At 68.5% G+C, this 13,645-nt stretch carries 11 protein-coding genes and 2 pseudogenes; 6 read left to right on the top strand and 7 right to left on the bottom strand.

What is annotated here, in order from left to right; translation table 11 throughout:
- Positions 1-72 precede the first annotated feature (72 nt).
- On the bottom strand, positions 73-342 hold the full coding sequence (locus ABFB10_RS17835; protein ID WP_347167520.1) for a DUF7218 family protein: 270 nt from the start codon (positions 340-342) through the stop codon (positions 73-75).
- 129 nt (positions 343-471) lie between these two features.
- On the opposite strand from ABFB10_RS17835, the gene ABFB10_RS17830 reads away from it, so the two are divergent.
- Together ABFB10_RS17830 and ABFB10_RS17825 are read left to right on the top strand one after the other, a co-directional pair.
- Positions 472-1,542 (top strand): transglutaminase-like domain-containing protein, encoded by a 1,071-nt coding sequence (locus tag ABFB10_RS17830; protein ID WP_347167519.1) that lies wholly within the window; start codon positions 472-474, stop codon positions 1,540-1,542.
- 367 nt (positions 1,543-1,909) lie between these two features.
- A complete protein-coding gene (locus ABFB10_RS17825; protein ID WP_347167518.1) occupies positions 1,910-3,508 on the top strand; it encodes a peptide chain release factor 3 in 1,599 nt (532 codons plus the stop codon).
- A gap of 200 nt (positions 3,509-3,708) precedes the next feature.
- Here ABFB10_RS17825 and ABFB10_RS17820 read toward each other — a convergent pair whose 3' ends face one another.
- From ABFB10_RS17820 to ABFB10_RS17800, 5 genes and pseudogenes are all read right to left on the bottom strand, one after another.
- Positions 3,709-4,560 carry an OmpA family protein gene (locus ABFB10_RS17820; protein WP_347167517.1) on the bottom strand — a complete coding sequence of 284 codons (852 nt, stop codon included), beginning with the start codon at positions 4,558-4,560 and terminating at the stop codon, positions 3,709-3,711.
- Entirely contained in the window at positions 4,532-4,912 is a 381-nt protein-coding gene (locus ABFB10_RS17815) for a hypothetical protein (RefSeq protein ID WP_347167516.1), read from the bottom strand. Before ABFB10_RS17815 ends, ABFB10_RS17820 begins: the two co-directional genes overlap by 29 nt.
- A 632-nt stretch (positions 4,913-5,544) precedes the next feature.
- Positions 5,545-5,691 carry a hypothetical protein gene (locus ABFB10_RS17810; protein ID WP_347167515.1) on the bottom strand — a complete coding sequence of 49 codons (147 nt, stop codon included), beginning with the start codon at positions 5,689-5,691 and terminating at the stop codon, positions 5,545-5,547.
- A 199-nt stretch (positions 5,692-5,890) separates the two neighbouring features.
- Positions 5,891-7,142 (bottom strand): annotated as a pseudogene (locus ABFB10_RS17805) (vWA domain-containing protein).
- Positions 7,143-7,341: 199 nt separating this feature from the next.
- Positions 7,342-8,250, bottom strand: coding sequence for an AAA family ATPase (locus ABFB10_RS17800; RefSeq protein ID WP_347167514.1), 909 nt, complete (start codon positions 8,248-8,250; stop codon positions 7,342-7,344).
- A 205-nt stretch (positions 8,251-8,455) separates the two neighbouring features.
- On the opposite strand from ABFB10_RS17800, the gene ABFB10_RS17795 reads away from it, so the two are divergent.
- On the top strand, positions 8,456-9,487 hold the full coding sequence (locus ABFB10_RS17795) for a glycosyltransferase family 2 protein (protein WP_347168057.1): 1,032 nt from the start codon (positions 8,456-8,458) through the stop codon (positions 9,485-9,487).
- Entirely contained in the window at positions 9,484-10,113 is a 630-nt protein-coding gene (locus ABFB10_RS17790) for a hypothetical protein (protein ID WP_347167513.1), read from the top strand. Before ABFB10_RS17795 ends, ABFB10_RS17790 begins: the two co-directional genes overlap by 4 nt.
- Here the strand turns inward: ABFB10_RS17790 and ABFB10_RS17785 are convergent.
- Positions 10,080-10,754, bottom strand: coding sequence for a hypothetical protein (locus tag ABFB10_RS17785; protein ID WP_347167512.1), 675 nt, complete (start codon positions 10,752-10,754; stop codon positions 10,080-10,082). The two genes, ABFB10_RS17790 and ABFB10_RS17785, sit on opposite strands and share 34 nt — an antisense overlap.
- Before the next feature lie 748 nt (positions 10,755-11,502).
- On the opposite strand from ABFB10_RS17785, the pseudogene ABFB10_RS17780 reads away from it, so the two are divergent.
- Positions 11,503-12,729 (top strand): annotated as a pseudogene (locus tag ABFB10_RS17780) (glycosyltransferase family 2 protein); the annotation flags it as partial.
- Position 12,730: 1 nt separating this feature from the next.
- Complete coding sequence (locus tag ABFB10_RS17775) at positions 12,731-13,645, top strand: FkbM family methyltransferase (RefSeq protein ID WP_347167511.1); 915 nt, start codon at positions 12,731-12,733, stop codon at positions 13,643-13,645.

The following is a 13,645-nucleotide window of genomic DNA, read 5'->3' as shown; positions in this document are numbered from 1 at the left end:
CACAACGGCCTGCCGGGCCCCAGTCCGGCGATCAGCGCCGTGTCCTTGACCGCCATGCCGTCCGAGGTGCCCTCAATGGTCCCGCAGGGCTTCGATCAATGCCGCCTTGGTCATGGCAGAGCGTCCCTCGATGCCGATCTCCCGCGCGCGCGTGTAGAGGTCATCCTTGGTCCACTCCTCGTAGGGCGATGCCTTCCCGCCCTTCCGGAAGGGGTGCATGTTGGCGTTTGCCTTGGCATTGGCGATCCGGGCCGCCTTCTCCTTCGACATACCCTTGTCGCGCAGTTCGCCGTATCGTTTGTCACGCTTGATACTGGGGCCGTGGTCCCGTGCTTTCGCCATGACAGCCTCTCCTTTGCCGGGAAAACCGGGACCGCCGGCCCCGGGTTCCCGGAAAGCGCAGCCTTGCGCCACGGGGTGCCATGGCCTACCACACCCCTCTGACATCCACGCATCGACCGGACCCCAGCCATGCTCACCCGCCGCACCCTCCTGACCGGGGCCGCCGCCCTGATCGCCGCCCCGACCGTCCTGCGCGCCGCCTACGCGCCCGACAGCGCGGCCTGGCGCCGGTTCGAGGTCACGACGCGCGTGACCCTGCCCCGCAACGGTGCCCCCGCGCAGGCCTGGGTGCCGCTGCCCGCCCATACCGATCCGCTCTGGTCGCTGCCCGGCGAAAGCACGGCCACCGCGCCGGGGGCCACGCTCACCCGCGTCGACCGGCCCGAGGAAGGTTTTGCGCTGTTCCACGCCACCTGGGAAGCCGCCGACACCCCGGCCCAGCTCACCGTGACCTCGACCGTCACCACCCGCGACCGCTTCCCCGGTCAGGGACGCTCCCCGCTCAGCGCCGAGGACCGCGCCCGCTTCACCGCGCCGACGGAACTGCTGCCGACCGACGGCATCGTGCGCGAAACGGCCCTGGCCGCCATCGAGGGCGCCATGACCGATCTCGACCGTGCGCGGATCCTCTACAACTGGGTGGTCGAACAGACCGAGCGCAACCCCCAGACCCGCGGCTGCGGGCTGGGCGACATCGCCTCGATGCTGCACATGGGCGACCTGAGCGGCAAATGCGCCGACCTCAACGCGCTCTTCGTGGGCCTCGCCCGCGCCGCCGGCCTGCCCGCCCGCGACCTCTACGGGTTGCGCGTGGCGCCCTCGGCCTTCGGCTATTCCAGCCTCGGCGCCGGCTCGACCAATGTCACCGGTGCCCAGCATTGCCGGGCCGAGGTCTTCGTCGAGGGCGAGGGCTGGATTCCCGCCGACCCGGCGGATGTGCGCAAGGTGGTCCTGCAAGAGGACGGCGGCCTGACGCTGGACGACCCCCGCGTGCAGGACGTGCGCGCCGCGCTCTTTGGCGCCGCCGAGGGCAACTGGATCCCCTTCGGCACCGCCCATGACGTGGCCCTGCCCGGCTCCGACGGCCCGCTGCTGCCCTTCCTGATGTACCCGCAGGCCGAGGTGGGCGGCAAACGCCGCGACGAACTGGACCCCGAGGGCTTCACCTACGAGATCACCGCCCGCGAAACCGCGGTCTGACGGCACCCGGCCCGGACAAGCCCCCGGGCCGCCATTCCCCCGCCAGCCCGCCGTCAAGCGCCGGTCGCCCAAGGGTCCGGCGGTGCAGCGGTCTTGACAGGCCGCCGACCCGACCGTCCCGGGCCATCTGCCGCGCCGCCCCGGTCCCTGCCCGATCCTCCAGCCACGCGACCGCCTTCTGCTGTCGCTCTCCGCAGGAAGAACCTTCAGGCTTCTTCTTGGCCCAAATACCTTAAAGCACCGCCTGCCGCGCAGACCGCCTTCGCAGCAGAAGTGCATTCTCTGCGCACGGATTGTGCCTCCCCCGAAATCGCTGTAACCCACGCGCTGGAAAAGCGCCCCGGTCGCGCAAGCCTGAGGAGCCGCCATGGACACCAACCGCCCCGCCCTGCCCGCCGAGATAGCCCGGCGCCGGACCTTCGCGATCATCTCGCACCCGGATGCGGGCAAGACGACGCTGACGGAAAAGTTCCTTCTCTATGGCGGCGCCATCCAGATGGCCGGACAGGTGCGTGCCAAGGGCGAGGCGCGGCGCACGCGCTCGGACTTCATGCAGATGGAAAAGGACCGCGGCATCTCGGTCAGCGCCTCGGCCATGTCCTTCGATTTCAAGACCTACCGGTTCAACCTCGTCGACACGCCCGGCCACTCGGATTTCTCCGAGGATACCTATCGCACGCTGACGGCGGTGGATGCGGCGGTCATGGTGATCGACGGCGCCAAGGGTGTGGAAAGCCAGACCCAGAAGCTCTTCGAGGTCTGCCGGTTGCGCGACCTGCCGATCCTGACTTTCTGCAACAAGATGGACCGCGAGGCCCGCGACACCTTCGAGATCATCGACGAGATCCAGGAAAACCTCGCCATCGACGTGACGCCCGCCTCCTGGCCGATCGGCATGGGCCGGGATTTCCTCGGCTGCTACGACATCCTCAACGACCGCCTCGAACTGATGGATCGCGCCGACCGCAACAAGGTGGCGGAATCGATCAGCCTCGAAGGGCTGGACGATCCGCGCATGGCCGATCACATCCCGCCCGCCTTGCTCGAGAAGCTGCGCGAAGAGGTCGAGATGGCGCGCGAGCTGATGCCCGCGCTCGATCCGCAATCGGTCCTCGAAGGGCACATGACCCCGATCTGGTTCGGCTCTGCCGTCAATTCCTTCGGCGTGCAGGAACTGATGAACGGCATCGGCACCTATGGCCCCGAGCCGCAGGTTCAGAAAGCCTCGCCGCGCGAGATCGCGCCCGAGGAAAAGAAGGTCGCGGGCTTCGTCTTCAAGGTGCAGGCCAATATGGACCCCAAGCACCGCGACCGCGTGGCCTTTGTCCGCCTCGCCTCGGGGCATTTCGAACGCGGCATGAAGCTGACCCATGTGCGCACCAAGAAGCCCATGGCGATCTCGAACCCGGTGCTCTTCCTCGCCGCCGACCGCGAGCTGGCGGAAGAGGCCTGGGCCGGTGACATCATCGGCATCCCCAACCACGGCCAGCTGCGCATCGGCGACACGCTGACCGAAGGCGAGATGCTGAAGGTGTCGGGCATCCCCTCCTTCGCGCCGGAACTGCTGCAATCGGTCCGCGCGGGCGATCCGATGAAGGCCAAGCACCTTGAAAAGGCGCTGATGCAATTCGCCGAGGAAGGCGCCGCCAAGGTCTTCAAGCCAATGATCGGTTCGGGCTATATCGTCGGCGTCGTGGGGGCGCTGCAATTCGAGGTTCTGGGCAGCCGGATAGAGTTGGAATACGGTCTTCCGGTGCGTTTCGACGCCTCGCAGTTCACCTCGGCCCGCTGGGTGCACGGCCCAAGGGACGCGGTCGAGAAGTTCACCCAGGCCAACAAGCAGCACATCAGCTACGACCACGACGGAGACGTGGTCTACCTGACGCGCCTGCAATGGGACATCGACCGGATCGAACGCGACTACCCGGACGTGACGCTTTCCGCAACGAAGGAAATGATGGTCTGACGCCGGCTGTCCGGCCCGCCTGAGCGGCACCGGTCCGGGTGTCGGAACCGCCAGGCCCCGCCTGCAACCGGCTGAACGGGCCGCGCGGGGACCTGCCTTCGCCCCGGCCTGAACAAGAAACGGGCGCCACCTTGGCGCCCGTCTGCATTTTCAGACCCCGAGGGTCCGGCCCCACCGGGGGACCGACCCTTCGCAGGGCCTTAGTCGCGGCTTGCGGAATTGCTTTGCAGCAGCGTCGTGATGCGGCGCACCGCGACGCGGCGGTTGGCCTGCTCGGCCGCCTGCGTGTTCACCAGCAGGTCGCCTTCGCCATAACCCTGAAGCACCATGTTTTCCGGCGGCACCTGGAAGTACTCGGTCAGCGCCAGCGCCACCGATTCCGCGCGCCGGTCGGACAGGGCGAGGTTGTAGGCATAGCCGCCGACCGCATCGGTGTGACCCTCGATCAGGAAGACCTCGGAGGGGTTCTTCCGGATCGCGTCCCGCAGGGCATTCCCCAGAGCCGACAGCTCTTCCGCCTCTTCCGGGCGGATCGCCGCGGAACCGGTCTGGAAGTTCACCGAGTCCACCGAGATCTCGGGCACGAGGTAGCGCACCTGATCGATGTTGCGCACCTGGTTGAGCGAGAAGGTCCGGTCGACCGGCTGCGTCTCCTGTGCGGCCAGCGCCCGGGCCAGCGCGTCGCTGTCGCTTTGACGATAGGTGACGCGGTTGTCGCGATCCACCTGCGGCAGATCGTTCACCACGACCTGTTGCACCTCTTGCGTATCGTCGAAAAGCAGAACCTCGCTGCCGTCCTGAAGCGTGCGCACACGGCGCAGGACGCGACCGTCGGCGGCGCGCACGGTTTCCACAGTGCTGCCGTCCTCGTAGGTGACGACGGCGCGGGTGGACCCGTCATTGTAGCGGTAGGTCTCGACATTGGCTCCCGGACGACGCAGCAGCACGTCATCGTTGCGCAACACGCGATAGCGTCCGTCCCGCTCGACCACGACGCGGTCGCCCGAGTTGCTGACCACGTTGTCATTGCTTTCGAGGATCTCGTTCAGCACGACGGCCCCCAGTGCCCACGGCAGCGGCAGTGCCCAGCGTGCGGCGCAGGCGCTCTGCGTCGTCCATCTCGTCATCGTCATCGTCGTCCTCACGGGCGGCAGGCGCGGCGGGAGCTGCGTCCACGGAGGTCTCGAAGTCCTCGTCCGACCGGCGCACCTCGTCGGCCTCGACGGTCTCCTCGACCCGCTCGGCCTCGGCATCGCCATCCGCAGCCGCGGCGGCGGCAGGGGCCGCATCCTGCTCGGCAATCGCATCGGCCTGGGCCTGCGGGTCGGGTTCGGCCACCGGTTCCTCGGCGGTCTCTACCGGCTCTTCGGCAAGGCCATCCTGCGCGGGTTCGGCGGTATCCACCTCTGCCTCGGACGCGTCTGCGGCAGGGTCAGCCGTCTCTACCGGCTCTTCCGATGCCGCATCAGTGGGCTCCGCCGTCTCGACAGGCTCCTCGGGTGCTTCCTCCGCAGGTTCCGCCGTAACGACAGGCTCTTCGGGCGCGTCCTCCGCAGGCTCTGCCGTATCGACAGGCTCCTCGGGCGCGTCCTCCGCAGGCTCCGCCGTATCGACAGGCTCCTCGGGTGCTTCCTCGGCAGGCTCTGCCGTCTCGACAGGCTCCTCAGGTGCTTCCTCGGCAGGCTCTGCCGTATCGACCGGCTCCTCGGGCGCATCCTCGGCAGGCTCCGCCGTATCGACAGGCTCCTCGGGCGCTTCTGCGGCAGGCTCTGCCGTATCGACAGGCTCTTCCGGTGCCTCCTCGGCAGGCTCCGCCGTATCGACGGGCTCTTCCGGTGCCGCATCAGCGGGTTCGGCGGTATCGACCGGCTCACCGGCCTCGTGCCGGTTCTGCCGGGGCCGCAGGCTCGGCAGCCTCCGCCGGTTCCGCGGGCTCCCCGGCAGGGGCCTCCTGCGCTTCGACAGGCGCCTGGCTGTTCGCGGCAGACATCACCTGCCCCATCAACTGTGGGTTGCTCTGCGCCTGACCGACCAGTTCACAGGTCAGCGTCCCGGGCAGTTCGGCGCCTTGCTCGCAGGCCTGCACGAACTGCTCCAGTGGCATTCTCCTGCGCGGCGGCGCCCGTTCCGATCGTCAGGGCCAGAACGCTGGCCGACAGTTTGGTTGCGATATTGGTTTTCATGTCGTCTCCCATTTGCCCGGTAAACTGGGCTTGAGCGGCAAACGCCACGAGGCGTACAAAAGTTCAGCGCCGTTTCGCGGACCCGTGCGAAAACGCCCAACACGCGGCGCGGCGCCCCGGTTCTGGCCGACGGCCCGGCGCGCCGCGCCAGGCCACGCCGTGGCGGGTTGCCCTTGGCCGGACCCGAAGGCCCGACACGTCACAACAAGGCCGTCAGCCGGGCCTTTTCCCCGGCGTCGTCCGGACGGGAGATCGCCTGCGCCAGATCCTCCAGCGAGGCGATGGAATGCCCGGCGCGAAAGCTGTCCACATGGGGCAGCATGGCGCGGATGCCGGTGGCCTTGGGCGCGAATCCATCCCAGCGCAGCAGCGGGTTCAGCCAGATCAGCCGCCGGGCGGAAAGATGCAGCCGCTCCATCTCTTTCTCCAGCGCATTGGCATCGTCCCGATCCAGCCCGTCGGTGATCAGCAGGACAACCGCGCCCTGCCCGGTGACGCGGCGCGACCAGTCGCGGTTGAAGGCGTGCAGGCACTGGCCGATGCGGGTGCCGCCCTCCCAGTCCTGCGCCTCGGCCCCGGCGGCCTTCAGCGCCGCATCCACGTCGCGGGTGGCCAGGTGGCGCGAGATATTGGTCAGCCGGGTACCGAAGGTGAAGGCATGGACCTTGGCCCAGCCCGCGCCCTTTTCGTTGGCGACCGCATGCAGGAAATGCAGGACCATGCGGCTGTACTGGCTCATGGAACCCGAGATATCGCAGAGCACCACCAGATTGGGCCAGCGCGGTACGCTGCTTCGCTCGGGCAAGGGCGCGGATCTCGCCGCCCTGCCGCATGGCGGCGCGCAGGGTCTTCTGCCGGTCCAGCCGCTGGCCCAGAGAGGCCGCCATGCGACGCCGCGAGAGGATCGGCTTCACCGGCAGCGTCAGCCGCGCCAGCATCCGCTTGGCCTGCGCGATCTCCTCTGTCGACATCTGCTCGAAGTCGAGCGAGCGCAGCTTTTCCTCGGCGGACATGGTCATCGAGGCGTCGATCTCGATCTGCGTGCCGCCCTCGCTGTCCTCGGGCTGCGGCAGATCGGGCATCTGGTCGCCCAGCAGCGCCTGCGCCGCCCGCTTCTCTGCCGCCGCCGCGCGCTTTTCCTCCTGCACGCCCCGGATGGCGGGCAGCATCAGGCTCATCATATGCTCGAGAAACCGCGGATCGCGCCAGTACAGCCGAAAGACCTGCGCGAAAACCACCCGATGCTCGGGCCGGTTGACGAAACAGGCGTGCAGCGTCCAGTAGAAATCCATCCGGTCGGTGAACCCCGCCGCCTCGACCGCGCGCACCGCCTCGATCACCCGCCCCGGCCCGACCGGCAGCCCGGCCCGCCTCAGCGCCCGGGCGAAATGGATGATGTTCTGCGCCAGCCGGGGATTGTCCGGCATTTCCAGCGGGACGTATTCAGCCATGACGCATCGCCCCCGGCCCGCGTTGGAGGGGGGCTCTGCCCCCCGCTCCTGTGGAGCCCCCCGAGGGTACTTGGACCAAGAAGAAGCACAGGCCACTCGCGCCCCCTGGTTTCTTCTTGGTAAAAATACCGCGGGGGAATCGCCGCAGGCGATGGGGGCAGAGCCCCCCTTCCCCTGTGCCGCAGGCGCCGCGCATCGCCTAGGCCGCCTCGACCCGGGCCTTGGCCTCGTCGAGGATCCGCCCGGCCTCTCCGCCGCTGATCTTGGCGATGTCGTCCTGGTACTTCAGGATCGCGCCAAGGGTGTCGCTGATGACCTGCGGCGAGAGGTCCACCACATCCAGCGCCAGCAGGCATTTCGCCCAGTCGATGGTTTCCGCGACACCGGGCTTCTTGAAGATATCTTCGGTCCGCAGGCCCTGTACGAAGGCGATGATCTGCTTCGACAGGGTCTCGGAGACCGCCGGTTCGCGGGCGTGCAGGATTTCCACCTCGCGGTCGAAATCGGGGTAGTCGACCCAGTGGTAGAGGCAGCGCCGCTTCAGCGCGTCATGCACTTCGCGCGTGCGGTTCGAGGTCAGGATCACGATCGGCGGTTCGGGCGCCTTGATCGTCCCGATTTCGGGGATCGTGACCTGGAAGTCCGAGAGCGCCTCGAGCAGGAAGGCCTCGAAGGGTTCGTCGCTGCGGTCGAGCTCGTCGATCAGCAGGATCGGGGCGCCGCGCTCGTCCGGGCGCATGGCCTGCAGCAGCGGCCGCTCGATCAGGAAGTCGCGCGAGAACAGTTCCTCCTGCAGGGCACCCCGGTCGGCGCCGCCGCCCGCCTCGGCGGTGCGGATGGCGATCATCTGCGCCGGGAAGTTCCACTCGTAGACCGCGCTTGAGGCATCCAGCCCCTCGTAGCATTGCAGCCGGATCAGCCGCCGGTCGAGGCAGAGCGCCAGCGCCTTGGCGATCTCGGTCTTGCCGACGCCGGCCTCGCCTTCGAGGAACAGCGGGCGGCCCAGTTTCAGCGACAGGAAGACCACCGTCGCCAGCGCCCTCCCGCAGACGTAGCCGGTTTCGGCCAGTTTCTCCTGAACCGCGTCGATGGTGGCGGGTATGGTCATGGCTCCCCCTCTTGTCCTGCCCTTGTAAAGCAAGCGCGCCCGGTCGGGGCAATAGCGCCAAGGTCGCAGATATGCCGACAATCGGCGCGGTCATATTGACGGCGCAGCGGGCCTGCGCCATGATTCCGCGCAATACGCCCGGACGGGGCGACGAAGCAGCAAGGCTCGAGCAGCGATGCCTTCCATCCCAGCGGGGCGCGCCGCCATGCGGATCACCGCCGTGACCTGTGTCAAGAACGAAGGCCCCTTCCTGCTGGAGTGGATCGCCTTCAACCGCCTTCTGGGCGTGACCGACTTCCTATTCTATTCCAACGATTGCACCGACGGCACCGATACTTTGCTGGATGCGCTGGCCGCGCGCGGGGGCGTGGTGCACCTGCCCAACCCCGCCAAGGGGCGCAACTACCAGATGGAGGCGTTGAAGGATGCCGCCCATCAGCCGGTCGTCCGGGATGCGGACTGGGTCTGGATTGCCGACGTCGACGAGTTCCTGAACATCCATGTGGGCGACCACACGATCCCGGCGCTGATCGCCGCCTGTGGCAACCCGCATGCGATCTCTGTCACCTTCCAGTTCTTCGCCAACGCGGGCGTCGACCGCTTCGAGGACAGCCCGGTGATCGGGCAGTTCACCCGCTCGCACAATCCGGACCTGTGGTGTTCGGACACGGCCATCGAGGTCAAGACACTGGTGCGCCGCGATTTCCCGCTGAAGTACTACGGCGCGCATCGCCCGTTCTTTCGCGAGGGGCTGCCCGCGCAGCGGCATCCGGCCTGGACGGACGGCTCTGGCCGCGGTGTGCCGCCGAAGTTCCTGAGCGCCGCCAATCCGCGGCGGATGCGGCGCTTTCCGGCCTCGCGCGCGCGCGTGCACGCGACGCTGAACCACTATGCCCTGCGCTCGCTCGACAGCTATCTCGTCAAGAACGACCGGGGCGACGTGAACCGCGAGCACCGCGCCTTCGACGATACCTACTGGCGCGCCCGCAACGACCCCGCCTTCGAGGACCGTTCGATCCTGCGCTGTCTCCCTGCGCTGACGAAGGCGCTGGACCACCTCAAGGCCGACCCCGGGATCGCCGCCCTGCATGACGCCTGCTGCAGGGCGCACATGGCCCGGGCCGAGGCGCTGCGGGCGCAGCCCGAATACGCGCGGATGGCCGCGCATCTGAAGGCCCTGCCGCCCTATCCGCCCGAGGAATGGGCGTTGATGCAGTCCCTCGGGTATGTCGCATGAGCGGGGTCAAGCTGGTCAACCTCGGGCTGCCGAAGTCCGGCACCACGACGCTGGCGCTGGCGCTCGACCGGGCGGGATGGGTCGCCGCCGACCACAAGGTGCGGCGCATTCATACGCGCGTCGTGGGCCTTGGCGGCACCTTCATCGGCAAGCAGCTTTACGACGCCTATTTTGCCGGGGGTGATCCCTTTGCCCTGCTCGACGACCTGTATGACGCGCTGACAGAGGTAAGCGTGCTGAAGGGTACGCTGTCGCTCTGGCCGCAGTGCGATTACGCCATGCTACGGGCGATGCGGCAGGCCCGGCCCGGGATGCTGTATGTCGCGACCTGGCGCCCGCCCGCCGATATCTCGGACAGCATGCGGCGCTGGACCAACCTTGGCAGCGAACGGCTGCCCCGGGGCGCGGTGCCCGGCCTGCCCTGCGGCTATGGCGACACCGACGATCAGCGCATGCGCTGGATCGAAGGCCATTACGCCATGCTCGACGAGGTCTTCGCCCGCGACCCGCATTTCCTGCGCCTGGACGTGCGCGCGCCCGATGCCGCCGACCGGCTGGCCGCCCATATCGGGCGTCCCGTGCCGTGGTGGGGTCAGGCGAACCGCAACCCCGGGGGCATCGCCTGATGCGGATTTCGCTGCACATCGGGCCGGACGCGGCCTCGGGCGACCGGATATCCCGCATCCTCGCAGCGAAACGCGACCAGCTGGCTGCCAAGGGTGTGCTGTTTGCCCGCGCGCCCGGTGCCCGCAACCACACGCGGCTTTTCATGGCCTGTTCGGCCCCCGGGGCCGTGGACAGCCTGCGCTTCAACCGGGGCTTCATCGACCCTGCGAAACAGGCCCGGCTGTACGACGAGCTCGCCCGCGATCTGGCCGCAGAGGTGGCGCGCGACCGTCCCGACCACCTGATCCTCTGCGCCCACCAGCTTGGCAGCGCGCTGACCGCGCCCTCTGAACTGGAGCGGCTGCGCGCCCTGCTGTGGCCGCTGTCGCGCGACATCCGGGTCGTCGCCCATGTGCAGGACCCGGCGCGCATGCTGCTGCGCTGCTATCATGCACAGTTGCTGGAGGGGCGCGCGACGCCCCTGACGCTGGACCTTCAGGCGCTGGCGCAACCGGATCATCGCGCCGCCGCGCTGGCCACCCGCCCCGCCCCGGACCCGCAGGCCGGGCTGTTCCCCGAGGTTCAGGGCGCCGTCTTCTGGATCGACCTGATGGGCCTGCAACGGGCGTGGCAGAGCGTCTTCGGCGCCTTCGCCCTGCATGGCATCGACGAGGATGAGCTCTACGGCGCGGCCGGGACAGAGACGCTGCGCCGCGCCTTCGACCTGCCCGCGCCCATCGGCAAGGCAGAGCCGGAGGCGCCGCCCGCCGCGCCCTCTGCCGCCTGGCAGACCCGCTGCCGGTTGTTCAACGAGGCCGCCCTGCGCCTGCTGGCCAAGCGCGACAGCGTGCTGCCCCGCCAGCTTTGGCGCAAGCTGCTGGCCGAGATGAAGGTGCCCGGCGATCCGATCGACCCGGGCAGCCTCTTCGCTCTCTCAAACCGTTTCGCCGGGGACATCGCTGCGCTTTGCGCGCGCCACCCCGGCCTCGATCCGGCACAGATGGCGCCCGCCCCAAGGGCCGAACCACTGGCAGGAGGCCGACCCGACCAAGGGCTTTCGCGCCACCCAGTACCTTGCCGCCTTCCACTGGCGCATCCGGCAGGCCACCAAGGAGCACATGTCGGAGCGTGCCCGCGACCTTGCCCAGCTGGCCCAGACCGGGGGCGCCGATCCGGGCAGGGCTACGACCGACACTCTGACACCCTCTCGGCCCGCGCAGACCCGCAGCATCCCCAACAGCGAAACTGGCCACGCGGACACAGCTGTCGCTCCCACCGGGGACGCGATGGCAGAGGCTCCAAAAGCCTCGGGGACCTACGCCAAGGCGCTGCTGGAACAGGTCCCGCTTGCAGGCCATGCGCCTGCGCCCACGGCCTCGCCGCACAGGGCGCAAGACGATCCCGGCGAAGCGGCTGCCGCCCCGCCACCCGCGACCGACATCGACCCGCTGCTGTCCCCCGAGGCGCGGCGCCTGATGCCGCCGCTGGCCAAGCAGAACTTTGCCCGGCTGCAAGGCTCGCGCTTCGCGCCCCACAACCGGCTTGGCGCGGTGAACGAGGACGACCGCGCCGCGCCCTACACCCCCGCGCCGCCGCGCGCGCTGCCCAAGGGCAGCAGCGGCAATGTCATCCTCGCCTGCATGAAGAACGAAGGCCCCTATATCCTCGAATGGGTGGCCTATCACCGTGCCGTGGGGTTCGACGGCTTCCTCGTCTACACCAACGGCTGCGAGGACGGCACGGCGCAGATCCTCGACCGGCTTCAGGCGCTTGGGGTGCTGCAACACCGCAACAACGACGACTGGACGGGCAAGTCTCCGCAGACCCACGCGCTGAACCGGGCGCTGTCGGAACCGGTGATCCGCGACGCCGACTGGATCGCCCACATCGACGTCGACGAATTCGTCAACATCCGCTGCGGCAACGGCACGCTGGCGGATGTCTTCGCCGCCGTGCCAGAGGCCACGAACATCGCGATGACATGGCGTCTGTTCGGCCATAACGGCGTGACCGCTTTCGAGGACCGCCCGGTGATCGCGCAATTCGACACCTGCGCCCCCAGCTTCTGCCCCAAGCCGCACACCGCATGGGGGTTCAAGACGCTGTTCCGCAACATCGGCGCCTATGGCAAGCTGTCCTGCCACCGCCCGAACAAGCTGTCAGAGGCCTTTGAAAGCCGCGTGAAATGGGTCAACGGCTCGGGCCGCGACATGACCCGCGAGGCGGCGAAGAACGGCTGGCGGAACTCCAAGAAGACCATCGGCTACGACATGGTGCAGCTGAACCACTATGCGCTGCGCTCCGCCGACAGCTTTCTGGTCAAGCGCCAGCGCGGTCGCGCCCTGCATGTCGACCGCAGCATCGGGCTGAACTACTGGATCCGCATGGACTGGTCCGTCCACCGCGACCTGACGATCCAGCGCAACCTGCCGCGCCTGCGCGCCGAGATGGACCGCCTGCTTGCCGATCCGGTGCTGGCCGAATGGCACCGCAAGGCCTGCGACTGGCACCGCGCCAAGGCCGATGAACTGCGCGCCATCCCCGAGTTTGCCGAGCTTTACGAGCAGGCGCTGGCGCTGAAACTGACAGAGACAGAGCGCGTGGCCTATGCCCTCGCCCTCGACATGGAGAGCTGAGATGGCCAGACCCGAGACGGACAGCACCGAGGTCGCGGCCACCCACACGGCGGACCATGCGTCGGCGACATCCGACCCCGCATTCACCCGGAGGTCGGAACCCGGAGAGGGCACCGGCACGGCAGAGACCGGCAGCGCAGAGCCTGCCTTGGCGACCCCCGTGATAGCCAAGCCCGAAACGAGTGACCCCAAGACGGCTGGCGCCGAAACGCCGGCGCCCGGGCCCCACGCCCCCGCCCGCAATCCCTTCCTGATCTCGCGCGGCATGAAGATCCCCAAGCACCCGGACCTGACCCGGGGCCGCGTGCGCGGCGCGCTGAAGCAGGGCACCTACGAGCGTAAGGAATGCGACGCCGTCCTGCGCGTGGTCCGCCCCGGCGACCGCGTGCTCGAACTGGGCGGCGGCATCGGCTACATGTCGACGCTGCTTTCGGTCAAGGCGGGCGCCGCCCATGTCACCAGCTACGAGGCCAACCCAGCCCTGATCCCCTACATCCGCTCGGTCCACGCCGCCAATGGCGTGACCAACGTCGACCTGCGCAACGCGCTCCTGTCGCCCGAGCCCGGGGACCCTGTGCCCTTCTACATCCGCCGCAATTTCCTTGCCTCGTCGATGGACCCCTCGACCGAAAAGGACGCCATCACGCAGGAGGTCGCCATCGACCGCCAGGCCCTCGCCCCGGTGCTGGCCGAGGTCAGGCCCGACGTGCTGGTCTGCGACATCGAGGGCGCCGAGGCCACGCTTCTGCCCGCCGGAGACTGGTCCGGCCTGCGCGCCGCGGTGATCGAACTGCACCCGCAATGGATCGGCCAGAGCGGCGTTCAGGCGGTCTTCGACGCCATGATGCGGGCCGGGCTGACCTACTTCCCCAAGGCGTCAGAGGCCAAGGTCGTGACCTTCCTGAAAGGCTGGTAG

Origin of the sequence: Ponticoccus litoralis, from assembly GCF_039769985.1 — a bacterium.
Classification (GTDB): domain Bacteria; phylum Pseudomonadota; class Alphaproteobacteria; order Rhodobacterales; family Rhodobacteraceae; genus Ponticoccus; species Ponticoccus litoralis.
Note: the sequence above shows the minus strand (reverse complement) of the source record. Positions and strands in the feature narration are given on the sequence as shown.